General features: G+C 72.5%; 17 protein-coding genes. 6 read left to right on the forward strand and 11 right to left on the reverse strand.

Features of this window, described 5'->3' with window-relative positions; all coding sequences use genetic code 11:
- Positions 1–197, forward strand: a 197-nt coding sequence (locus AB0L89_RS36660) for an SAM-dependent methyltransferase (RefSeq protein ID WP_365151416.1), incomplete at its 5' end; no start/stop codon positions are given.
- A 43-nt stretch (positions 198–240) separates the two neighbouring features.
- On the opposite strand, the gene AB0L89_RS36665 is transcribed toward AB0L89_RS36660, so the two are convergent.
- Complete coding sequence (locus AB0L89_RS36665) at positions 241–666, reverse strand: pyridoxamine 5'-phosphate oxidase family protein (RefSeq protein WP_365151419.1); 426 nt, start codon at positions 664–666, stop codon at positions 241–243.
- Positions 667–1,168: 502 nt separating this feature from the next.
- On the opposite strand from AB0L89_RS36665, the gene AB0L89_RS36670 reads away from it, so the two are divergent.
- From AB0L89_RS36670 to AB0L89_RS36680, 3 genes are all read left to right on the forward strand, one after another.
- Positions 1,169–4,927: a hypothetical protein gene (locus AB0L89_RS36670; protein WP_365151422.1), complete on the forward strand. Its 3,759-nt coding sequence runs from the start codon at positions 1,169–1,171 to the stop codon at positions 4,925–4,927.
- 2 nt (positions 4,928–4,929) lie between these two features.
- Positions 4,930–9,069: a hypothetical protein gene (locus AB0L89_RS36675; RefSeq protein ID WP_365151425.1), complete on the forward strand. Its 4,140-nt coding sequence runs from the start codon at positions 4,930–4,932 to the stop codon at positions 9,067–9,069.
- Between the two features lie 156 nt (positions 9,070–9,225).
- Entirely contained in the window at positions 9,226–9,528 is a 303-nt protein-coding gene (locus AB0L89_RS36680; RefSeq protein ID WP_365151428.1) for a hypothetical protein, read from the forward strand.
- Between the two features lie 76 nt (positions 9,529–9,604).
- Here AB0L89_RS36680 and AB0L89_RS36685 read toward each other — a convergent pair whose 3' ends face one another.
- The 6 genes from AB0L89_RS36685 to AB0L89_RS36710 all read right to left on the reverse strand — a co-directional run bounded on the left by AB0L89_RS36685 (position 9,605) and on the right by AB0L89_RS36710 (position 15,630).
- Positions 9,605–10,627, reverse strand: a complete 1,023-nt coding sequence (locus AB0L89_RS36685; protein ID WP_365151431.1) for a hemolysin family protein — start codon at positions 10,625–10,627, stop codon at positions 9,605–9,607.
- Entirely contained in the window at positions 10,624–12,000 is a 1,377-nt protein-coding gene (locus tag AB0L89_RS36690) for a hemolysin family protein (protein WP_365151434.1), read from the reverse strand. Before AB0L89_RS36690 ends, AB0L89_RS36685 begins: the two co-directional genes overlap by 4 nt.
- A 324-nt stretch (positions 12,001–12,324) precedes the next feature.
- Entirely contained in the window at positions 12,325–13,770 is a 1,446-nt protein-coding gene (gene argG, locus AB0L89_RS36695) for an argininosuccinate synthase (RefSeq protein WP_365151437.1), read from the reverse strand.
- 110 nt (positions 13,771–13,880) lie between these two features.
- Positions 13,881–14,342: a pyridoxamine 5'-phosphate oxidase family protein gene (locus AB0L89_RS36700; protein WP_365151440.1), complete on the reverse strand. Its 462-nt coding sequence runs from the start codon at positions 14,340–14,342 to the stop codon at positions 13,881–13,883.
- Positions 14,343–14,438: 96 nt separating this feature from the next.
- A complete protein-coding gene (locus AB0L89_RS36705) occupies positions 14,439–14,849 on the reverse strand; it encodes a hypothetical protein (RefSeq protein WP_365151443.1) in 411 nt (136 codons plus the stop codon).
- Positions 14,850–15,024: 175 nt separating this feature from the next.
- Complete coding sequence (locus tag AB0L89_RS36710) at positions 15,025–15,630, reverse strand: hypothetical protein (protein WP_365151446.1); 606 nt, start codon at positions 15,628–15,630, stop codon at positions 15,025–15,027.
- Between the two features lie 291 nt (positions 15,631–15,921).
- On the opposite strand from AB0L89_RS36710, the gene AB0L89_RS36715 reads away from it, so the two are divergent.
- Positions 15,922–17,907: a hypothetical protein gene (locus AB0L89_RS36715; RefSeq protein WP_365151449.1), complete on the forward strand. Its 1,986-nt coding sequence runs from the start codon at positions 15,922–15,924 to the stop codon at positions 17,905–17,907.
- Between the two features lie 43 nt (positions 17,908–17,950).
- Here AB0L89_RS36715 and AB0L89_RS36720 read toward each other — a convergent pair whose 3' ends face one another.
- Complete coding sequence (locus AB0L89_RS36720) at positions 17,951–18,997, reverse strand: methyltransferase (protein WP_365151452.1); 1,047 nt, start codon at positions 18,995–18,997, stop codon at positions 17,951–17,953.
- Between the two features lie 115 nt (positions 18,998–19,112).
- Positions 19,113–20,579 (reverse strand): MFS transporter, encoded by a 1,467-nt coding sequence (locus tag AB0L89_RS36725; protein ID WP_365151455.1) that lies wholly within the window; start codon positions 20,577–20,579, stop codon positions 19,113–19,115.
- Between the two features lie 192 nt (positions 20,580–20,771).
- On the opposite strand from AB0L89_RS36725, the gene AB0L89_RS36730 reads away from it, so the two are divergent.
- Positions 20,772–21,218: a MarR family transcriptional regulator gene (locus tag AB0L89_RS36730; RefSeq protein WP_365151458.1), complete on the forward strand. Its 447-nt coding sequence runs from the start codon at positions 20,772–20,774 to the stop codon at positions 21,216–21,218.
- Between the two features lie 22 nt (positions 21,219–21,240).
- Here the strand turns inward: AB0L89_RS36730 and AB0L89_RS36735 are convergent, their stop codons facing one another.
- Positions 21,241–22,485 (reverse strand): DegT/DnrJ/EryC1/StrS family aminotransferase, encoded by a 1,245-nt coding sequence (locus tag AB0L89_RS36735; RefSeq protein WP_365151462.1) that lies wholly within the window; start codon positions 22,483–22,485, stop codon positions 21,241–21,243.
- A gap of 181 nt (positions 22,486–22,666) precedes the next feature.
- Positions 22,667–23,830 carry a GNAT family N-acetyltransferase gene (locus AB0L89_RS36740; RefSeq protein ID WP_365151465.1) on the reverse strand — a complete coding sequence of 388 codons (1,164 nt, stop codon included), beginning with the start codon at positions 23,828–23,830 and terminating at the stop codon, positions 22,667–22,669.
- Between the last annotated feature and the right edge of the window lie 84 nt (positions 23,831–23,914).

Here is a 23,914-nt window from a genome sequence, read left to right on the forward strand (position 1 = left end):
AGCAGGCCCAGGACAGCTACAACGCGTCCGGCGCCATCCCCTACTTCCTGCGGCCCGTCGACCAGATCACGGCGTTCTTCGACGGCCTGGAACTCCTGGAGCCCGGCGTGGTCTCGGTGCCCTTCTGGCGGCCGGAGCCAGGCGCGCCCGCCGCGCAGCCCATCGGCGAGCACGGCGGTCTCGCCCGCAAGGCGTGACGCCCTGACACGTGAGGCGGGTCCGACCCGACGGCCGGGCGGGTCAGACCGTGCCGAGGTCCGCCGAGTACCAGCGCTCGGGCCGCAGGTGGTAGGCGAGCTGCTCGCCGTGTTCCTTGAGCGAGAACTCCACGTACGAAGCGACCTTCTCGGCCGGGAGGTAGCGCGCCGCCATCTCCCGCACCTGCTCGGCGGTCGCGTCCTCCTGCCGGACCACCGCGCCCTCCACGGAGACGTAGCGAATGGTGGGCTCCAGGCGCTCCACCATCAGCGAGAAGCGCCCCGCGGCCGAGATCAGCTCGGCCTTCTTGGAGTCGCGGGCGGTCAGCACCCACAGCTCGCCGCCCGGCGTGTACTGGTACCAGATCGGCAGCGTCAGCGGCGCCCGTCCCTCCCCCGCGTCCACGGCGATCGCGCCGATGCGGGGCTCGGCCAGGAACAGTTGGCGCTCTTCGACACTCAGGGGCATGAGGATCTCCTTGTCCGGTGCTCGATGTCCGTTGTCCGATGTCGTCAGGGACGTTCTCACGTGTCGCTCGCCCCGACGTGATGGTCAACTCCCCTTTCCCCGGCGGCTATTCCGCGCACCGCACCACCTCGGCGGGTCACTTCACTCGATCGGGTGGCAACGGGGATCATCCGCACGATTCCTCGTGATCATTCGGGAGCCTGGACGGGAGTCGTGGTGCGTGCGTGCGCGCCCGGGGTCGAGGGCAGGGGGGGCAGGCATGGGGAACGCGGTCGCCTTGAGCTTCGGGGATCCGCTGATACGTGAAGCCTCCGGGCCCCGGCGCCACCGCTGAGGGTCGCCACCACGCCGCACGGGACGGTCCGTTCACCTCGCGCCGGAGCACGCGGCGCGCTGCCGCGTACACGGCCCCTGCACGGCCGCGTGCGCTGCCGCCGCGCCGGTCGTCGAGGGACGGATCCACGCTCCAACAGTTTCCTGACCCGCTCGACGGGAGAGACACATGGCCGCGTCCCCCTCCTCCTCTTCGCCTCCCTCCTCCTCAGGCTCCTCGTCGTCACCCGAGCCGTACCGCCTGCTGCGGGCGACCGATCTGCTGGATCTGCACGTCACCTTCCTGGGGCTGCGCCTCGAACGCCCCCTGACCGGTCCGCGCCGACTGGTCCGCGCGGACCCCGCCCGACCGGGCCTTCTCGTGGTCGCCTTCGGTCCGCAGCACATCGCCGAACAGGCCTTCTTCGAGGTGAGCCCCGGCCTCCCCGAGCCGGGGACGCCCGTCGCGGGGACGGCGCGGCCGTCCGGCAGCGAGCCGCACAAGCCACCACCGGTCGCCTCCCGCGTCGGCGGCCGCAGTCTGCTCGTCTTCGCCGTCGCCGCCGACGACGTCATCGAGTACAGCGAGTCCGGCATGCTCTCCGCCATGCGGACGCTCCCGCTGCACGTGGTGGACGCGGCCCGCGAACCGGACCCGGCACCGGTCCGGCTCCCCCGGACATCCGGCGCCGCGCCCCACGACGTCTTCCAGGCATTGCGCCTGGCCAGGACAGCGGCCGAACTGACCGCGCGCCACGGCCCTGCCGGCCCCACGGCCGCCGGCTTGCGGGCCGCTCCCGCTCCCCCGTCCGCCGCGCCCGCCGTGGGCCCCGCGCCCGGACCGGAGAACCCCCTGGCGGACGCCGCCAACCCCCGGACCGGCATCGAACTCCCTTACCGCCTGCTCCTCTCCCCGCCCCAGACGGCCGCCTGGTCCCACACCACCGACCTCCCGGACCCGGATCCCGACGACCGGGTCGAGCTCTGGCACACCCGGATGCGGGCGACGGGCACCGCCCGCGCCGTATGGACCCGCGACCCCGGCTTCGACCCGGCCGTCCCGCGCCCGCTGGACGCCGGCGGCAACGACTTCACGATGGCCCTGGACCGCAAGGACCGGTCCTCGGTGGTGCACCTGAGCTGCGATCAGCGGCTGCCGGACGGCTTCTCTCCCGCGCCGCTCGCCGTCGACCGGCTGATCCTGTCCGCGCTGGGCGGCTGGCTCGACTCGTCCGGCCGGTGGGACAGGCCGCCGGCCGGCTTCGACGTCACCCAGTGGCGCCATCGCGCCGCGCTCGGCCGCGACCACTACGTGCGCGTCATGTACCGAGGCAGGCTCTGGCCGTTCGGGCATCTGGCCGACCTGGTGAAGGTCACCGAGCGGAAGTTCGACCACGACCGCCCGGACCACGCCGCCTACCTCAACCAGCGGTTCTTCATCATGGTGCGCGAACCGGTGCGCGCCTATGGCGCGCCGGAGGACAACGACGACCAGCGGCGGCTGCGCAGGCTGTTCCCGTTCACCAGCGTCCGGCTGCTCACGCTGGTCACTCCGGACCTCCAGAAGCCGGTGCCCATTCCGGGACTGTCGTCGATCAGCGGCGACCCCGACGAGAAGCTCGCCTTCTTCCCGGTCTCCGCCGCCGAGGACCCCTTCCCGTTCCAGGTGAGCATGGTCGACCTCGACGGCCGCCTCGTGGAGTTCCGTACGCCGATGGCCTTCGTCGGCAAGCTGGTGCACGAGAACAAGGGCGATGTGCGGGCGATCGCCGAGCACTACCGCGGCCTGGTGTCCGGGCCCGCGCCCGAGCCGCCGGATCTCGGCGATCCGGGCGTCCGGCGCGTCGTCGCGGACGTGCGCGGGCAGTCCGTCGCCTACGCGCCGAGCCGCAGGCCCGACGACACGACGCTCTCCACGGGGCAGCTGATCTGGGGCGCCGTGACCAGCGAGTCCATCCTCGCCCTGGATCCCACCGACCACCCCCGCTTCCTGCCCACGGTGCGCTGGGCGCGGGCCGTGGTCCCCGCGCTCGCCCGGTTCGGCGGCGGCTTCGGCGGCGATCAGGCGCAGTCGGTGTTCTACCCGGAGCCGTACGTGCGGGACGCCTTCTCCGAGGCGAACAAGGGGGAGGTGTTCATCGAGCTGGCCGCGCCCGTCGACCTCAGCTTCCGTGACGGCGGCCAGGCCGCCGGGGCGCTGGCCCAGCCCAACTTCCCCGTCGCGGGCCTCTCCCGGCTCACCGGACCGGTCGCGGCGAGTCCGGCCCGCCCCCTCACGGCGGGCACCGGCACCGCTGCCGAGCCCTTCGACAAGTGGGCCAAGCTCGCCCAGGGCAGGTTCAACCCGCTCGACTACTTCGGCGAGCTGGCCGGAGCCAAGCTCTTCGGGATGTTCCCGCTCACCGAGATCCTGAGCGAGATCGGCCTCGACAAGCTCAAGGCGCCGCGTTTCCTCACCGCGACGGTCGACGCGGTCACCGGACTGCTGAACGATCTCCCCGCACTGCGCGACCTGCTCGTCTCGGTCCAGGAGCAGTTCCCCGAGACGGTGGACCTGGTCCTGCGCGCGACCGACGCCGCGGAATCCTTCGCGCAGACCCTGGTCGCCTATCTCACCGGCCAGTTGGAGGGCTCGCCGGACCCGACCACCATCGAGGAAGTGGAGAGCGCCTTCACCGCGTTCTCCGACGCGCTCGCCGCGCTGCGCCTCGGCCTGCCCGCCGCGGTGGACTCGGGCGTACGTCAGGTGCTCGGCCGGATCGCCGAGGCGACCGCCACCTGGGACAGCACGGTCGGGGAGGCGCTGGCGCTCAAGAAGGCCGTCGAAATGGCCGCTCTCGGCGCCAAGTTGCCCGACGTCGTGCACTCCCGGCTGCAATGGCAGCCCGACATCAGGCCCTGGACGCCGGGCGAGCCGACGCCAACGAGCCCCGAGCACGCCGTGTTCTGGCCGACGGGCAAGCTGACGCTGGTCACCGACCTGCGCGGCTCGCTGCGCCCGGACGTGCCCCAGGCCGCGGACGTCACCTGCACCCTCGGCAGATTCGACCTGCGCATGGTGCCCGGATTCGACGCGGTCGTGCTGCACTTCGAGCAGATCAGGTTCAGCATGCGCGCCGGGCAGAAGCCCGACGTCGAGGTGAAGTTCGGCGGCGTCGACTTCGTCGGCAACCTCGACTTCGTCCAGACCCTGCGCACCATCATCCCGCTCGACGGCTTCAGCGACCCACCGGCGATCACGGTCGACGGCTCCGGCATCCACGCGAACTACTCCATGCAGCTGCCGAACGCCGCAGTCGGCGTGTTCAGCCTGGAGAACCTCTCGCTCAACGCCGGGATCTCGGTGCCGTTCATCGGCGACACCCCGTTGCAGGCCGGATTCGCGTTCTGCCGTCGGGAGGCGCCCTTCCGGCTGACGGTGTCGATGCTGGGCGGAGGCGGCTACTTCGGGATCGTCCTGAATCCCCGGCAGATCGCCGTCCTGGACGCCGCCCTGGAATTCGGGGCCGCCGTGTCCATGAACTTCGGGGTGGCCAGCGGCAGCCTGTCGGTGATGGCCGGGATCTACTTCCGCCTCGACCTCTCCCGGAACAGCGTCACGCTCGTCGGGTATCTGCGGGCGCGCGGCGAGGTCGACGTCCTCGGCATCGTCTCCGCCTCCATCGAGCTGTACATGGAGCTGGGCTACAAGGACGGCTACGCGGTCGGCCGGGCCACCCTGACCATCAGCATCGAGATCGGCTTCTTCGAGACGTCGGTGACGATCAGCTGCGAGAAGAGGTTCGCCGGCAGCGGGGCCGATGCCGCCGCGTTCGCCGCGACCGACGACGTCCCCGCCATCAGCCCGCCGTCGTTCGCCGACCTCATGTCGCCGTACGACGATCCGGTGACCGGCGCCCGCGTCGACCCCGTCCTCGACTACTGCACGGCCTTCGCGGAGGTGGGCTGACCATGGACAGCATCCGATGGACCGTGCTCCCCGACGGTGTCGTCGACGCGGACACCGTACGCGTGTCCGTGCTCGTCGGCCCCACCCTCACCGGCATCAGCACGCTGGGCCGGTCGGAGTACTTCGCGCACTGGCCGGAGCGGCTCGCCGCGCTGCTGCCGTCGCTGTGGCTGGAGTTCGACAGCCCTCAGGGCACGGTCGTGAAAGAGCTCCGGCCGACGGGCCGCCACCCGTCCGCCGATCCCGTCCTGTGGCGGGCGTTGTTCACCGACGACACCTTCGTACGCCCGCCACAGCCGCCCACCGCCCTGACGGCAGAGGAGCGGCGCACGCTGCGGTCCTACCCGGGCAAGCTCGTGCACGACGAGGTCACCGGGCTGTACGAGGCGGTCGCGGTGTACACGACCCGGAGCAGGCTGCGTACGGAATGGGCGCGCGAGGAGCGGCTGTTGTGCGAGGAGCCGCCCACCGACCACCGCGGCTGGGAGCTGCCCGCGCTGTACCGGGTCACCGACATGATCTCCCGGCCGGTGCTCGATCTCGGCAAGGACCTCGCGGCCGGGTTCGAGATCCTGGAGAGCGCCCTGCACCCCGGCGCGGGCGTCTTCGCCGACGCGGCCGCCACGAGCAACACACCACGCAGCATGGACCGTACGAGCGCGGTGTACACGGGCGAGAACAGCCGGATGCTGCCGCTGGCCGAGGCCGCGCGGTTCTACGACCGCGGCAAGGAGCCCGCCCCGTTCGCCGAGGAGCCGTCGCACCGGATCGACTTCCACGAGGCGTGCGGGCTCCTCGGCGACCATCCGGAGCTGCAGCGCAGGTTCGGTCTCGTCCTCGACCTGAGCTTCGCCGTGCCCGCCGGGGTGGCCGACGGCGCGCGGGTCCGTGTGCTCTTCGACGACCGGCTGGCCGAGGCGGACCGGCTCAACGCCGTGGCCTGCCGTCCCTGGACGCGGATCCGGTTCACCCGGGGCACCGTGTTCGAGGCCGCCCCCGGGGAGGACGGGCTGCTCCAGGGCCGCATGCTCGACCTCTCCGACCCCGAGACCTGGCATCTGACCGAACTCGACGTGGACGGCGCGGCCCTCAAGCACATCGACTACGCCCGCACCGTCGGCACCCTGAGCGACGGCACCCTGCCCTCGGGCGTCGACTCGGTGGCCCAGCAGGTCTCGGGCACCGGCACCCCCGCGGCCCGCGGCGCCGGGATCACCCTGCTGCGCACCGACCGCGACGGGCATCTGGCCGGGCGGATCGGCGTCGACCTGGACCGCCGGGTGACGTCCGACGAGGTGGTGCTGACCGCCGCCGACCTGCTGCGCGGCTATCGCGTGGACATCGGTGTCGTCGACCCGGCCACCGGACGCGTCGGTCAGTGGCGGTCGCTGCTGCGCCGCCGGGGACGCCATGTCATCCGCCGGCCCGGGCAGCCGCCCGTCGAGATCCCGGTCCGCCCCGACGAGGGCCTCGTGCGCGCCAGCGCGGTCACCACCGACGCCGCCGACGACCGCCAGCTGTACGGGCATCAGGCGGTGCTCGGCTGGCACGGCTGGAGTCTCGCGGCGCCCCGCCCCGGCCGCGTCATCGGCCTGGACGACCGGCCGGAGGCCCCCGCCCCGCCGGTGTCACCGGACGTGCCCCTGGACACCAAGACCGCTGTGGAGCCCGGCTCGCTGCCGGCGCTGCGCTTCGGACTGACCTACCGGATGCGCGTCCGGCTCGTCGACCTGGCGGGCAACGGCCCGGACCACACCGCCGACACGCCGGACGCCGTCCACTCCGAAGCGATCACCTACGGGCGCTGGGAGCCGGTGCCGCAGCCGGTGGTGGTGCCGCTCCTGCCGTTCAACGAAGGCGAGTCCGCCGAGCGGCTCGTCATCCGCAGCACCGTCACCGACGAGGGACGGGACATCTCCGCCGACGAGTACGCGCTGTGGCGTTCCGACGTCCCCGACCACGAGGCCCACTCGGCGGTGGACGATCTCGACCGGCGGTACAAGCCCGTCGCGGAGCGGCACGTGGCACCGCCGAAGACCGCCCTGCAGATGGCCGAGGAGCACGGCGTGTTCGACGCCGTCTTCGGTCCGGGCGCGTCCGACCAGGCGCGCGAGGAGTACGTCGCGACGGCGTCCCGCGAGTCCGGCTCCTTCCTGGACACCAAGGTGCGCGACCCCGAGTGGCCCCACCGGGAGCACGATCTGCTGCGGCGGGGCGAGATCCACGTCGCCAAGCACGACGTGCACGACCCATTGCCGCTGACCCGGCTCCCGCTGCCCCGGCGCGGCGCGGGGCTGCGCCAGGGCGAGTTCGTCGTGCACAGCGCCGACCAGCTGCGCCTGCCCTACCTCCCGGACGTGCTGGCGGAGGGCGTCATGCTGCGCGGCCTGCCCGGCGACACCGAGAACCGCAGGATCCCCTTCCCCGGGCCGTGGCCGCAGGCCAAGCCGTTCAAGCTGCGCGTCAAGGAGGGCGACGGCGAGCCGCACTGGCACGACGGTCCCCTGGAGCGGGTCCTGGAGGTGTTCCTGACGAAGGGCGAGATCGCCACCGTCCGGCTGAGCTGCTACCTCGACGCGCGGAAGCTGCCCCTGCTGCGGCAGTGGGCCCTGCTGACGGCCTCGCCGTTCTGGGCGGGGCTCTCCGCCGACGACCGGGCCTTCGTGACGCGGGCCAGCGCCGACGGCGAGAACTGGATGCTCACGCCGTGGGTGGAGCTGACCCTGGTGCACGCGGTGGAGAAGCCCGTGCGCCCGCCGGAGCTCGCCGAGCTGGCCTGCGCGCGTACGGCCGAGCAGACCTCGGCGCGCCTCACCGGCCTGCTGACCAGCCACGCGGAGAGCAGCGGGCACGTCGAGCTGGACGGCCACTGGCGGGAGTGGCTGGACGACGTCACGCGGCCCGCGCCCATCCGGATCTCTGGCCACACGCACCTGGAGGACGTCACGCTCGACTACACCGCGGACGAGGAACGGGTTGCCCGCACCCACGAGTTCGGCGACACCCGGCACCGCGACGTCCGCTACACGCCGACCGCCGTCACCCGCTTCCGCGAGTACTTCCACCCCACCCTCACCGAGGACCGGGCGGGCATCACCCGCGTCGGCCCGGCCGCCGCCGCCGTGCCGGTGCCCAGTTCACGCCGGCCCGAGCCCCCGTCGGTGGCCTACGCCGTGCCGACGTTCCGCCACCGGCGCACGGTCGACGAGGAGCGGAGGACGGTCACGCACCACCGCGGCTCCGCCGGTCTGCGCGTCCACCTGAACCGGCCGTGGTTCTCCTCCGGGGACGACGAGATGCTCGCGGTGATCCTGGCGCCGGACGGCGCGGACCTGCCGGACACCTTCGTCACGCGCTGGGGCGTCGACCCGGTCTGGTCCGACACCACGGTCCTGCCGGGCCCGTCGGCCGCGCACTTCCCGAACGCGGCGAAGCGCCTGACCGGACTGCGCCTCGCGGAGTCCCCCGACGCGGCTCCGGTGAGCGTCGACGCGGTGGCCTTCGCGCCGGAGTTCCACGAGGAGCGCGGGCTCTGGTTCGTCGACGTCGACGTGGACTTCGGCGACGCGTCGGCGCTCGGGACGACGTACTTCCCGTACGTGCGCCTCGCGTTGGCCCGCTACCAGCCCTACTCGGTCGATCCGTTGCACCTCTCGACAGTGGAGCGCGCGGAGTTCGCCCAGCTCGTCCCGCCGCGTTCGGTCACCGGCCGCCGCGAGGGCGGCCTCCTCACCGTCCGGCTCGCCGGTCCCGCGCCGTTCAACGAACTCGGTGGGCTCAGCGGCGCCGGAGCGACCGCGGCGGCCGCGAGTCGCCGGGTCGTCGTGACTCTGCAGAGCCGGGCCGAGCTGCGGGAGGACGAGATGGACTGGAAACAGCTGGGCGCGCCGGTCGAGTTGACGTGCGCGGCCGACGGCGGCGGCTTCGTCTGGACCGGTGGGATCGAGGCGCCCGACGGGCAGGTGCTCACCTCGTACCGCCTGCTGGTGCAGGAGTACGAGCTGTACCGCGCCGACCAGGACACGGCCACGGACACGGTCACGGCGGGAGGTGCGGCGGTGTCGGCGGCCCGGCGTCTCGTGCACGCCGACTGCTTCGCGCTGCGCGTCGGGCTGCTCGGCCGCGTCGACTTCGAACTCTGATGCCGTCCGGGCCGTTTCCCCGCGTCCGGGGCGACATCTCAGGACCCGCGCGAAGTGCTCCGAAAGCCGTTACATAAGATCACTTCGGCCGGTACGGGGGGTTTCGCCTGCCTGTGCTGTGCCGTTTGCACATGAGCAGTTGACACTGGAGAGCACATGAAGCGCGTCATACGCGGCCTGGGAGCCGCTGCCGCCACCACCGTCGTCGCCGGAGGCCTGATCTTCGCCCTGCCGGGCACCGCGGCCGCCAACGACTACGGCTACAGCTGCAAGAACTGGAAGACCGGCAGCTCCTCCTGGTCCGCCGACTGCCATGTCACGCGCGGCAAGGCCCGCACGGTCACCGTGTGCGCCAACAAGACGCACTACGGCGACTGGGTCGGCAAGGGCTACTGGAAGTTCGAGGGCAAGTGCGGCGTGTACGCGCTCCGCGCCACCGACATCCAGTGGAAGAAGTAGCTCTTCCCGCTCGCTTCTCACCCCCCGGCGCCGCTCTTTCGAGCCGCGCCGGGGGGTGAGTGCGTGCGGGGTGGGATCACACGGCGGCCGGGGCGGGCCCGACCAGTTCGCTCAGGACGTCCTCCATGGTGACGAAGCCCAGTACGGCGCCCGACGCGCCGGTGACCGCGGCCAGATGGCTGTCCTCGGCCCGCAGTGCGGTGAGGGTGTCGTCCAGCGGGGTGTCGATCCTGACCCGGGTGACGGGGTGCGGCGCACCGGCGGGGAAGGGCCGGTCGCGGTCGGCGACGCCGAGGGTGTCCTTGATGTGGAGGTAGCCGAGCAGCGTGCCCCGGGGGCCGGTGACCGGGAAGCGGGAGTATCCGGCCTCGGCGGCCACCCGCTCCAACTCGGCCGGGGTGACGGTGTGTTCGACCGTGCGCATCCGGGCCGCGGGGACGATGATCTCGCCGACCGGCCGGGTGCCGAGCTCCAGGGCGTCGCGCAGGCGCTCCCCGTCGGCGGCCGAGAGCAGCCCGGCCTGGCTGGAGTCGAGGACCATGCGGGCGAGCTGGTCGTCGGTGAAGACCGACTCGACCTCGTCCTTGGGCTCCACCCGCAGCAGTTTCAGGAGGGTGTTGGCGAAGGCGTTGATGCCGAAGACCAGCGGCCTCAGGGCGCGAGTGAGGGCGACGAGCCACGGGCCGAGGAGCAGCGCCGTCTGCGTCGGTGCGGCCAGCGCGATGTTCTTGGGGATCATCTCGCCGATCAGCATGTGCAGATACGTCGCCACGGTCAGCGCGATGACGAAGGCGATGGGGTGGACCAGCGCGTCCGGCACGCGAGCGGCCTCGAAGGCGGGCTCCAGGAGGTGGGCGATGGCCGGTTCGGCGACCGCGCCGAGCACGAGCGAGGACGCGGTGATGCCGAGCTGGGCGGTCGCCATCATCGCGGAGATGTGCTCGATGCCCCACAGGGTGACGCGGGCGCGCCGGTCGCCCTCGGCGGCGCGGGGCTCGATCTGGCTGCGGCGCACGGAGATCAGCGCGAACTCGGCGCCGACGAAGAAGGCGTTGGTCAGCAGGGTCAGGGCCCCGATGACGAGTTGCACGGTGGTCATCGGACCGCCTCCCGGCGCTGGTCGTCGTGCGGGTGCCTGCTGTCGTCCGCGTGCTGCGCCGGGAGCAGGGCGGGGGGCGCGGTGAGGAGCACCCGGTCGGCGCGGTGGTGTGCGACGTCGAGGACGTCCAGGCGCCAGCCGCCGTCGAGTTCGAGGCGGTCGCCCTCGGCGGGGATGCGGGAGAGCAGGGTCGCGACCAGTCCGGCCACGGTTTCGTAGGGGCCTTCGGGGGCCCGCAGGCCGATGCCGGTGAGCCGGTCGACGCGGACGCTGCCGTCGGCGCGCCACGCCGCGCGGCCGCCGTCGGCCGCCTCGGCGGGCAGCAGGTCGGGCACTTCCATCGGGTCGTGCTCGTCGCGGACCTCGCCGACGACCTCCTCCACGATGTCCTCGACGGTGGCGACGCCCGCGGTGCCGCCGTACTCGTCGATGATCACCGCCATGGTGCGGGTGGCCCGCAGCCTCTCCAACAGGCGGTCCGCGGGCAGGCTGTCGGGGACGAGGAGGGGGTCGGTGGCCAGGTCGGTGACCGGCGTGACGGTCCGCTTCGCGGGCTCCAGGGCGAGGACGTCACGGATGTGGACGGTGCCGATGACGTCGTCGAGGCTGTCGCGGTAGACGGGGAAGCGGGACAGGCCCGTGGCGTAGGTGAGGTTCGCGGCGTCGGCGGCCGTGGCGTGCGCCTCCAGGGCGCGTACGTCGACGCGCGGGGTCATCACGCTCTGGGCGGTCAGCTCGCCCAGGTGCAGGGTGCGGACGAAGAGTTCGGCGGAGTCGGCCTCGATGGCGCCCTCGGCGGCCGACCGCTGGGCGAGGGCGACCAGTTCCTCGGGGCTGCGTGCGGAGGCCAGTTCCTCCGCGGGTTCCAGGCCGAAGCGGCGTACGACGCGGTTGGCGGTGTTGTTGAGGTGCCGGATGAAGGGCGCGAAGGAGGCGGTGAAGCCTCGCTGCGGCGCGGCGACCACCTTGGCGACGGCCAGCGGCCGGGAGATCGCCCAGTTCTTCGGGACCAACTCTCCGATGACCATCAGGACGACGGTGGAGGCGACGACGCCGAGGACACTCGCCACGGACGACGCGGCCCCGCCGAGCCCGGCCGCCGTCAGCGGTCCGCGCAGCAGCGTGGCGAGCGACGGTTCGGCGAGCATGCCGATGACCAGGGAGGTGACGGTGATGCCGAGTTGGGCGCCGGACAGCTGGAAGGTCAGTCGCCGTACGGCCTTCAGGGCGCCGCCCGCGCCCCGCTCCCCCGCGTCGGCGGCGCGCTCCAGCTCACCGCGTTCGACCGTCGTCAGGGAGAACTCGGCCGCGACGAACACGGCACAGGCGAGCGTGAGGAGCAGGGCGAGGAACAGCAGCAGGAGCTCGGTCACCGCGCCACCCCCGTTCCCTCACGCACGGCTTCCGGGCAGGGAATGGCACGGCTGGTACTGGGAGGCTCGCCCATCGCGGGTCTTGGGCCCCTTCTTCTTCGGGAGGGCCTCGGGGCCCTCGTCGGCGGGAAGGCGGGTGTGCCCTCCTCACCCACATCGTAAAAGAATGACAAAGCCGCCTGCTCAAGTCCCCCGCAGGAGCGGCTGAGCAGGTCCCCGAGCGGGCGCCTCGCGGACGTCGTCCGCACACGGCGAAGGACCGGACCGACGCCGTTGCGGGGCGTCGGTCCGGTCCTCGGGATGGTGCGTGGCCGGGCGGCCGGGTCAGTCCGTGCCGAACTCCATCGCGGCGCGGTCCAGCATCTCGTCGTCGCCGGCGGCCTCGCCGCGGGAGGCGATCGCCTCGGCGCCGCCCTCCGGCATGGCGCCGATCAGCCCGGTCGCGGCGGCCTGGGCGGCGCCGATGGCGGGGCCCGCGGCACCGATCAGGCCGATGCCGGCGTACTGCTCCAGCTTGGCGCGGGAGTCGGCGATGTCGAGGTTGCGCATGGTGAGCTGGCCGATCCGGTCCACCGGGCCGAAGGCCGAGTCCTCGGTGCGCTCCATGGACAGCTTGTCCGGGTGGTAGCTGAACGCGGGGCCGGTCGTGTCGAGGATCGAGTAGTCCTCGCCGCGCCGCAGCCGCAGGGTGACCTCGCCGGTGACGGCGGCGCCGACCCAGCGCTGGAGCGACTCACGGACCATCAGCGCCTGCGGGTCCAGCCAGCGCCCCTCGTACATGAGACGGCCGAGCCGCCGGCCCTCGTTGTGGTACTGCGCGAGGGTGTCCTCGTTGTGGATCGCGTTGACGAGCCGCTCGTAGGCGGCGTGCAGCAGGGCCATGCCCGGGGCCTCGTAGATGCCCCGGCTCTTGGCCTCGATGATCCGGTTCTCGATCTGGTCGGACATGCCCATGCCGTGGCGGCCGCCGATGGCGTTGGCCTCCATCACCAGGTCGACGGCGGAGGCGAACTCCTTGCCGTTGATCGTGACCGGGCGGCCCTGGTCGAAGCCGATCGTCACGTCCTCGGCGGCGATCTCGACCGACGGGTCCCAGAACTTCACACCCATGATCGGCTCGACGGTCTCGACACCCGTGTCCAGGTGCTCCAGCGTCTTGGCCTCGTGGGTGGCGCCCCAGATGTTGGCGTCGGTGGAGTACGCCTTCTCCGTGCTGTCCCGGTAGGGCAGGTCGTGGGCGAGGAGCCACTCCGACATTTCCTTGCGCCCGCCGAGCTCGGTCACGAAGTCCGCGTCCAGCCAGGGCTTGTAGATCCGCAGGTTCGGGTTGGCGAGCAGGCCGTACCGGTAGAACCGCTCGATGTCGTTGCCCTTGAAGGTCGACCCGTCGCCCCAGATCTGTACGTCGTCCTCGAGCATCGCCCGGACCAGCAGGGTGCCGGTGACCGCGCGGCCGAGCGGCGTCGTGTTGAAGTACGCGCGGCCCCCCGAGCGGATGTGGAACGCACCGCAGGTCAGCGCGGCAAGGCCCTCTTCGACCAGCGCGGCGCGGCAGTCGACCAGGCGCGCGATCTCGGCGCCGTACGCCTTGGCGCGGCCCGGCACCGACTCGATGTCGGGCTCGTCGTACTGGCCGATATCAGCGGTGTAGGTGCACGGGACGGCGCCCTTGTCGCGCATCCACGCGACCGCGACGGAGGTGTCGAGACCGCCCGAGAAGGCGATGCCGACGCGCTCGCCGGCGGGGAGGGAGGTGAGGACCTTAGACATAGGAAGAGTATGCATCATCTCGCATGGTCATGCAAAGACGGTTTGGTGCTGCCTTTCCCCTCACCTCTGACACCGGGCTCCGGTCCCTGGTCCCCGGACTGGCCCGTGCGCTACTCCAGCCACGCTCCGTCGCGCATGACGACCCGGCCGCGCAGCTCCCTCTCGCCGCGCCAGGCCCGCACGGTCGTCGGCACCACCCGCACGTACACATAGGAGCCCTCCTCCTTGCGCGGGTCCCAGCCGAACTTGGCGGTGAACGCGTCCGCGGGCGCCGTCGGCACGCGCCCGGCCGGGAAGCACTCCGCCTCCCCTTGCAGGAGCACCACGTCGAAGGTGTCGGGCAGCGACAGACGTACGCGCGGTTCCTCACGCACGTTGCGCACGGTCGCGGAGGACGCGGTGGTGCACATCCACAGGGCACCTTCGTGCCACGAGAACCACAGGGGCACCTGGTGCGGGCCGTGGTCGGGATGCGCCGTCGACACCCAGACGTCCCGCTCACCGGCGAGCCGCTCCAGGGTGTCGCGCCTGCGTTCCCGCACGTCACGGCGGGTGATCTCCGAGTTCTGCATGGGCACCGACCCTAGGCCGCGCGGCGCGTCCGCACATGGGGCGCCGGACCTACGCCCAGCGACCGACGACGGCCGCCAGGACAGGCAGCCGACCGGTCAGGCGGCCCCGTCATAGGGGGTGACGCGGCGGTACGCGGCGCGCGCGTACCGCACGCGGGCGACCGCGGTGCCGATGAGCGCCGCTGCCAGCAGGCACGCCACCCAGCCCGGGTCCCGGTGCCCGGCCCAGGAGAGCTCTCCCGTGGGATGGGCGGCGAAGACGTTCAGCAGGGCCCAGCACAGCAGGGCCGTGCCCGGTGCCGCGGCGAAGCGGCCGAGCGTGCCGAGGAGGGCGGCCAGCACCGACAGGACGGCGAGGGCGAGGCCGGTGCGGTCGAGCGCGCCGAGCAGATCGAGCACGCCCACCAGCACCAGGGAGCCCCAGCCCGCCGCCGTCCACACGAACGGCGTGGCCATGGGTTCGGGAACGGCCCTTGCGCCCTTGGCGATGTACCGCCACTCCACCACCGTCGGTTTCCTCCCCATCGCCGGGGGCCGGGCACGCGCCCGGCCCCCGGCCTCTCCCCGGCCGAGTCCTCGTGCGACGGAACAGGCGCTCCCCTGCGGGAACTCCGTGCGGTCCGTCGGCCGATTCTCCCACCCCGGCCGGGGGATGCCGAGGTCGGTCCCGGCAGCGGGGAGGTCAGTACAGCTTGTTCACGGCCGTGGTGGTCGTCTTCTTGAAGTCGGCGACCTGGGCGTCGGCGAAGCCGCCCATCTGCCCCCACTGCACGAGCGTCACCGTGGTGCCGTCACGGCCCACCGAGAACATGTTGATGTCGGAGGCGCCCCACTCGGTCACGGTGTGCACCCCGTACACGTGCGCCCCCTCCTCGACGGCGAGCTCGCCGTAGTACTTCTGCTTCGCGGTGGTGCCCGGGTCCAGCTTCATCACCGTCTCCGCGCAGCCGTCCAGCTTCTTGCGCAGCAGCGCCGCGAAGTCCTTGGCCCGCTGCTCGCTGCGCTCGACCACGGTCACCTGCAGGGCGCCGGTGTCGTAGTCGGTGCGGTAGGCGCGGTGCACGGAGGTCGACGGCAGCGCCTCGCCGACGCACATCGGCAGCGGGTCGGGCTGCCCGGCCGTGACCGGTCCCGCGGTCCAGGCCGACGCCGAGTGCGGCGGCAGCTCGGACGGCGCCAGGAACTTCGGCGAGCCGGCCGCTCCGGCGGGCACCGCGGTGCCCACGACGACCGCCGAAGCCACCGCGGCACCCACGGCGAGCAGTCCCTTGTTCACACGCATGGTCATCTCCACTTTTCCCCCATGTCACTTGATAGGCCTGTCAGTTGGGGCGAAAACCATCGCCCCTGTACACCTCGCCTCATACGACCCGTGACCACCGGCGCCCGTTGCCCTCGCCTCTGTCACAGCTCCGTCTCCCATGTCACCGAACGGCAACAGGGGTACGGGCGGTGCGCCGCCACCCTTCCCGGTGACCCCCGTCAAGCCGGGTGACGAGGCCTGTGACCATCGCACGATTCACTCGTTTGAAGGAGGTCAGGATGGAACGTCGTCAGCCTTCGGAAGGCTCCTTGATCGATGAGCACATCGCAACGACGCCGGACAAAAGCGCCAGAAAGCATCGCCCTCGACCAGGCGGAGGCGGTCATCGTCGACCGCTACACCCGGCTCGTACGCCTCGCCTACCTCACACTCCCCGGCACGCTGAGCCGCCACCGGCGCGTTCTCGTCGCCCACGCCCTGGTACAGCGCGCCCTGCCCGGTTTCCGGGCACGGCGGACGCTGCCGAAGATCCCGGCACCCCGGGCGGGCGAGGCGGGCCGCGCGGAGGCCGCCTGGCTCACGGCGCGCGTACTGGGCGCGGCACTGGCCCACGACCGTCGGCCGCGCGGCTGGCCGAAGCGGCTGCCGGCGCCGCGTGAACTGCACCCCACGCTCCCCACCGTCTGGGGGCTGCGCCTCTTCCCCCGCGCCGGGGGCACCGAGGAGATAGAGCTGGCGCAGCTCCTCTCGCGGCTCACCGCACCGGCCCGCGCGGCATTCGTGCTGTGCGCCCTGGACGGGCTGCCGCGCGCCGAGGTGGTGGAGCTGCTCGCCGCCGCGGGCGTGCCGGACCCCCGGCAGGCCATGCGGACCGCCGACAAGGTGCGCCAGGACGTGGGCGAAGCGGCCTCGGCACTCCTGGAGTCGCAGGAGTTCGACGCCTGTTCCGTGCAGACGCGGCCCACCGATCTGGTGCGCCGCAGGCGCCGGGTCCGGCTCGCCTGGTGCGCGGTCGGGGTCGCCGCTCTCGGCGGCACGGCGCTCACGGCGGTCGACCAGACCGTGAACCACGACTCCGAGCGGACGCGGCCCACGGGCAGCTACTCGGCGCTCAGTGTCGACGCGCTGCTGCGCACCAAGCCCGCCGTGTGGGCCGACACCTCGCGGGTCGACTTCACGGCGTGGCCCGCGCGCGGCGCCCGCACCGGCGACCGCGCCCTGCTCAGGCGCGCGCTGTCCGCCTGGACCGATCCGCCGCGCGGCACACGCGTCACCGCGACGCGGGCCACCTCCACCCAACCGCCGCCCGACACCACGCAGTTGCTGTACGCCGGTGTCGTGGGCGGCGAGACGGTCGTGCTGTTCCACGACGGCCGCCGCGTGATCCGCTACGGCGAGCCCGCGTCCCCCTCGGAGCCCGCCACGCTGTCCTTCGCGCGCGCCGACGACTCCGACGTGACGACGGCGGCGGCGCTCGCGGTGGGGCACGAGGGCGGCAAGGTCCGCTACCTCACCGCCCCGTGGATCGCGGAGGCCCAGACGCGCGACCTGCTCCGGCCCAACGCTCCGGGCCGCCCGCTCGACGTGTCCGACGAGGGACTCACCAAGCCGGTCGACGCGCCGTCGGCCGGTGGCTCGTGCGACAGCATGCCCGTGCTGCAACTGCGCTCGTCCGACAAGATCGTGGAGAAGCACGCCTTCCTCGTGGCCGACCTCGGCGGTCTCACCCCCGTGCACCTCAGCTACACGCCGCTGCCCGACACCGGGGCCCCGTCCCGCCAGCCGCGCGAGGCCACCAGCAGCACGGCCCTGCAGGCCTGGGCCCGCGGCGCGTGCCGGCTGCCCGAGCTGCGCGGGAGCGGCGTGCGGTCCGTCAATCAGTGGGACTTCGCCGACCAGGACCTGCCCGAGAGCGGCGGTCGGGCCGTGTGGTCCTGCACGCGCGCCTCGACGTGGCGCGGCGACGGTGACGTGATGGTCCAGTTCCGTACGTCCGCCGAGGCCCCGACATCACCGGCGAAGGTGGTGGGGCGGGCCAAGGCGACCGCTTCCTGCAGCCGGTTCGGCCAGCACGTGGTGGCCGGCACCGGCTGGACGGCGGGTTCCGGGCACCGCTACCTCCTCGCGGCGGGCAGCCGTGACGTCACCGGCATCACGGTCACCGGGGACGTCACGGCCGACAAGCGCGGCCGCACCCTGGCCGTACGGGCGCCCAAGGACGCCGAGGTGACGGTGCGGGCGCGGCTCGCGGAGGGCGGTTCGCTGTCCGAGGTGGGGTCGTCGGGCGCGGCGCGTCGCTGACCCCGAGCCGCGGGGCCCCGAGGGGCCCGTCGTCTCCCCGGGGTCAGTCGCCCACTCTGCTCGCCTCGATGACGCACATCGGGCCCGCCGTCTCCACGACGCGGTCGAGGTGGAAGCCCGATCCCGACAGCAGGGTGCGCCAGTCCTCGCGGCTGCGTTCCCTGCCGTCGAGCATGCCCATCATGGTGAGGTCCAGGAGCGTCGCGACCTCGGGGGCCACGCCCTCGCCGAGCACCGTCTCGACGAGGAAGAGCCGGGCCCCGGCGGGCGCGGCCTCGTGGACGCGGTCGAGGAGCGTGCCGCACTGCTCGTCGTTCCAGTCGTGGAGGATGAAGCAGGCCAGATAGGCGTCGGCGTCACCGGGCACGCCCTCGAAGAAGTCGCCGCCCCGGGTGCCGACGCGGTCGGCGACGCCGGCCTTGCGGAGCACCGGGCCGGCGCCCTCGACGACGTGGGGCAGGTCGAAGACGGTGCCGCGCAGGTGCTCGTTGCGCCGGGCGAGCCCGGCCAGCGCGGTGCCGTCGGCGCCGCCGATGTCGACGAGGTGGCGTACCCCGCCCAGCTCCAGGCTGTCGAGGGCGTCCTGGCGCAGCGCGGCCATCATGTTGCCCATGGCGGCGCTGAAGCCCGCGACCCGCTCCGGTTCCTCGGCGATCCAGTCGAAGAACGGCTTGCCCAACTCCCGTTCGGCGGCGGGCACTCCGTCGTGCATGGTGGACCAGAGGCGGGCGAAGGGCCGGTAGTGGGTGTCCATCCACATCACGGCGACCTCGCGCAGCGAGTCCCCGGTGTCGCTGCGCAGAGTGTGGCCCAGCGGGCCGAGGCCCACCGTGTCGCGGTCCGCGTCGAAGACGAAGACCCGTTCGCCGGCGAGGCCGCGTACCAGCCGCCGCAGCAGGTCGACGCGGAGTCCGGCGGCCTCGGCGGCCTCGGCCAGCGGACGTGGCCCGTGGGCCAGATGGTCGGCCACGCCCGCGCGGGCCACGACGTACAGGGCCTGGGAGATCTGGAAGCCACCGAGCAGGCGCAGCATGGCGACGGCCGGAGCGCGCGTACCGGAGGCGGAAGGGGAGGGTCCGTTCAGCAGCATGATCGAAGGCCTACCCGATCCATGATCGCGTCCCACCCCCTCTAGCGCCTGTGGCCGAAAGGCCCCTGCGCCCCCACACCTGATCAGCCGTCCGCGCGCGTCGTCCGGTGGCCGGTCAGGACCGCTTCTGCGGCACCTCGGACGCGGCGGCGGGGGCCGCAACAGCGGCCGCTTCGAGGCCGGCCGCGGGGCGTACGGGGATGACCGCGGCGAGTGCTGCCGCCGCCAGGCCCACACCGCAGCCGATCGCCATGGCGACGCGGAAGCCCCCTTCGGAGGGCAGGGCGTAGCCGCCGAAGTCGGTGGTCATCTGAGCCAGGACCACGCCGATGACAGCGGCCGAGACCGAGCTGCCGATCGAACGCATCAGGGTGTTGAAGCTGTTGGCCGACGCCGTCTCGGAGGGGGGCACGGCGCTCATGATGAGCGCGGGCATCGCGCCGTACGCGAAGCCGACCCCCGTGTTGCAGACGATCGTGACGACCAGCAGGCCCCAGGTGGAGCCGGAGCTGATCAGCGGCAGGCCGAGGCCGTAGCCCACGGCGATGACCAGGCTGCCCACGGCGAGGGTGACCTTCGGGCCCCGCGCGGCGGAGAGCTTGGCACCCAGGGGCGACATCGCCATCATCATCAGGCCCGCCGGCGCCATCCACAGACCCATGGCGACCATCGACTGCCCGAGGCCGTAGCCCGTGGCCTCGGGCAGCTGGAGCAGCTGGGGCACGACCAGGGACTGGGCGTACATGGAGAACCCGACCAGGATCGAGGCGGCGTTCGTCGTCAGGACCTGGGGGCGGGCGGTCACGCGCAGGTCGACCAGCGGGTCGGTCAGCCGCAGTTCCCACCAGGCCCAGACCAGCAGGACGACGACCGCGGCGGCGAACAGGCCCAGCGTCGTGGCACTTCCCCAGCCCCAGTCGGCGCCCTTGGAGACGGCGAGCAGCAGACAGATCAGACCGGCGCCCAGGCCGACGGCACCGAGCAGGTCGAAGCCGCCGCGCGCGGTGTTCTCGTGGTCCGCGGGCACGAGGGTCCTGATCAGGGCGCCGACGGCCAGCGCCAGGGCGGCGACCACCCAGAACAGCACGCGCCAGCTGACGTTCTCGGCGATCGCGGCAGCGAACGGGAGGCCGAGCGCGCCGCCCACGCCCATGGACGCGCTCATGATGGCGATGGACGAGCCGAGCCGCTCCCTGGGGACGACGTCCCGCAGCAGGCTGATCCCGAGCGGTACGACGCCCATGCCCATGCCCTGCAGACCGCGGCCCGCGATCATCGGGACGACGGAGGACGACACCGCGCAGACCACGGAGCCGGCGACGAGCGGGAGCAGGGACACGAGCAGCATGCGGCGCTTGCCGAACATGTCGCCGAGGCGGCCCGCGACGGGCGTCGCCACGGCGGCGGCCAGCAGGGTGGCGGTGATGACCCAGGACGCGTTGGACGCGGAGGTGTCGAGCAGCACGGGGAGTTCCGCGATGAGCGGCACCACCAGGGTCTGCGTGATCGCGGCCACGATGCCCGCGAAGGCGAGGATGCCGACGACGGCACCCGGTCGGGTTTCCGGTTGCGCACTGTCCACAGGTTCTCCTGTTGTGGTGTCGTGCCGTGGCACGACACCACGGGATCGATGTGCACCGTACACGAGATGTGCATCATGCATGTCATATGCGCCATGCACGCGATGTGCTAGATGCACACAATCCGTGATATATCTGCTGCGATGTGGCCGTCTCGCCCGTGAGGCAAGCCCTGGAGCCGAAGGGAACCTCGCATGGACAAGCCGCTGGACCGGGTCGAGTTCGAGACCATGCTGCTCGGCCGCCACATGAGCCTGCTGACCTCGCGGGGCGGCGGGCGCCTGGACCGCAGCGCCTACATCCTGCTCAGCCGCATCCTGGCGCAGGGGCCGATGTCCATCGGGCAGCTCAGAGAGGCCTTCGGCCTGGACACCTCCACGCTCAACCGGCAGACCGCCGCCATGCTGCGCGCGGGTGTCGTCGAGCGCATCCCCGACCCCGAGGGCGGCATCGCCCGCAAGTTCGCCATCACCGACGAGGGCCGGCGCAGGCTCGACGCGGACCGCGCCGAGAACCTGACCGGCCTCGGCAAGGTCCTGGCCGACTGGACACCGGCGGAGGCGGCCCAGCTCGCGGACTGTCTCGCCCGTCTCAACCGCGACATCGAGCGGCTCGACGGCCGCCCCTGGCCCCGCGACTGAGACCCCGTACGCCCTGAAGTCCCTAGGGGGTCAGCGGGGTCGAGGCCCGGGCCTCCCTGGCGACCCTGGCTCTCGGCGGATCCGCCGTCACCGCCTGCTCCTTCGTCAGCGCCTCGATGATCCTGCGCGCCGCGAGCGGATCGGCCGGCAGCACATGGGAGGCGAACCAGCGGGCGGCCGCCGGGTCGGGCGACGGTTCGACGAACTCCGCGCCCGCGTAGTCGTCGAGCGGCGGGTCGTAGACATACCCGGCAACGACACCGTGCCGCACCAGACGGTCGATGAGCACGTCCCGGTCGTGGACCAGAAGCGGGACCCTGAACAGAGGGTGTGGACCCTCCCCCGCCGGCCCCTCCCCCGCCGGGCGGCCGCGAAGCGCCGGGGAGGCCCAGTCGGTGCCCGAGAGCAGCGCGACCCCGTCCCTGCGCCGGGCGAGGTCGCCGTCGATCCGGTCCATCCGCATCTTCAACTGCCCGCGCACCAGCGCTCCGTGACGGGTACGGAAGCCGTGCAGATCGACGCGTATCCACGGTTCGTACGCGGTCAGGCCCGGCGCCCGGGACGCGCACTCGGCGAGGCGGGGAGCGTGCAGGTCCATGCGGTATTCGTCGCGCTCCAGCATCCCGAGACGCTGCATCGTCCGCCACACCGGACGCACCAGACGCAGGGTGCGGACGCCCGAGCGCGCCAGGGGGCGCAGCGTGGCCGTCAGATCGGCGCGCAGGCTGCGCGGCGCGAGGAGTTCGTCGCGCCGCCGCTCCAGTTCCCGGCGGGTGCGGGCGTCCTCGACGGCGAGGAAGCCGCCGGCCGCCGCCGCCACGTGCTTGGACAGGCTGAAGGCCGCCGCCGTGCCGAAGGTCCCGATCGGCAGACCGTCCACCCGCGTGCCGATCGCGTGGGCCGCGTCCTCGAACAGGGGAATCCCCAACTGCTCGCAGCGGGACCGGAGTTCGACGATGCGGTCGGGCATGCCGTACAGGCTCGTGGTCAGCACGGCGTCCACGTTCCGCCAGGTCGACTCCGGCACCGCGGCCGGATCGATGTTGCCGTCCTTGAGGGACACCGGGGCCTGCACGGGGCGCAGCCCCGCCGCGAGGACCACGAAGAGGATCACGTCGTCGTTCACCGGGGACATCAGGACGCGCGCGCCGGGCCTGCACCAGTGCCGCAGCGCCAGATACAGGGCCAGCCGCGCCGAGGGCGTGTAGACGCACTCGCGTCCCAGTCGTCGTGACATCGCCGCGGCGAGCCGCGATCCGTACGGCATCCGAACGTCTCCCGTCGAAGGGTGTCGAGGGTCTCGAAGAATCGCCGAAGTGTTGATGGGTCGCCGCGGTCGGCTGCCGGTGTGGGGCGTCGACGGCACGGCGCATGCGCCTGACATTGATGTGTCCGGTGACATGGATGGTCGGGGAAGGCGCGGGCAGGGCCCGGGGCGGGAGGTCCGCTCAGCGTGGCCGGGGAGTCGCTCCGCCGGAGCCGGAGGCGCCGCGTGCGGGGCTGCCGGAGCCCGCGCGACCCGACGAGCCCGCGCGCCCAGACGTGCGCAGCCCGCCGACGGCCTTCAGGAGCCGGTCGGCGGGCTCCCGCAGTCCGGGGTGCGCCAGGACCGTGTTCCGCAGACCGCGCACGGGTCTGCGCCACAGCCGGTGCGCCGCGGCCACCGGGTGCGGCCGGGTGGCGAACCCTTCGCCCACGCGCAGCTCGCGGGTCTTGAGCCAGTCCTTGTACTCCTTGTCGCCACGCCCCATGTCCATGATCCGCACACCCTCGCGGCCGGCGGCCTCGGCCATCCGCAGATGCATCAGCAGTCCGGGCGAGTAGTAGCGGAACTCCGGGTCGTACGCGGTGAACCAGGCCGCGAACACCGTGCTGGAGGTCGGCCCGAAGTGGGCGGCGACCGGCCTGTCACCGGCGTACACCACGGACAGCACTCCGGTGAAGTGCCCTTCGCGCACCCGGAAGAGGTCGTCGACCAATTCGACGATCCAGGGCCGCGCGAACCGGTCCATGCGTCCCGTCCTGCGGTACTGGGCGGATTTCCAGCGCATGAGGGTGCGCAGGACCCTCGGGTCGCGCTCGTCGTAGACGAACCGCACCTCGCCCGCGTCGCGCCCGAGGCGCCGCTCCTTCTTCAGCGTCGTCTTGGCCAGTCCCGGGTACGCTCCGCGCAGCCACTCCGCGTAGCTCTCCTCGCCGACCTTCAGATCGAGCACGGGCGAGGCGAACGTCCCGGTCACGTAATCGCCGAAGGGCCGCTGCTCCTCGACGAGGTGGTCGAACTCGAAGACGGAGAGGGCGCAGGCGCGCAGCAGTTCGCGGGTGTCCCAGGTGATGCCGGGCCGATGCACGAGGGCCTGGCAGTCGGAGAGACCGAGCCCGATGGCCCGGCCGACGCCGAAGGCGTTGCGTTCGTAGGGCAGGAAGCCGACGGGCTCCCCGCCCTCGCGCAGGACCGCGAGCCGCGCGCCGCCGCGATGGCGGGCGACCCCCATCGCGAACTCCGGTGCGAGGAAAGGGTTGGCGTACTGGGGCGACGCGTCCATGGTCCGGTGCCAGGCCCCGCGCAGTGCCGCGCTGACGTCGTCGAGGTCCTGGATCGTTATGTCCATCTCAGATCGACCGCCCTTCCGCGGGATCCGCGAAGGACGTGTCCGTGGGCGTCGTTGCACTCCTGGATCTGACGGATGTCATGG

The sequence above is a fragment of the Streptomyces sp. NPDC052114 genome, assembly GCF_040680155.1.
Taxonomy (GTDB): domain Bacteria; phylum Actinomycetota; class Actinomycetes; order Streptomycetales; family Streptomycetaceae; genus Streptomyces.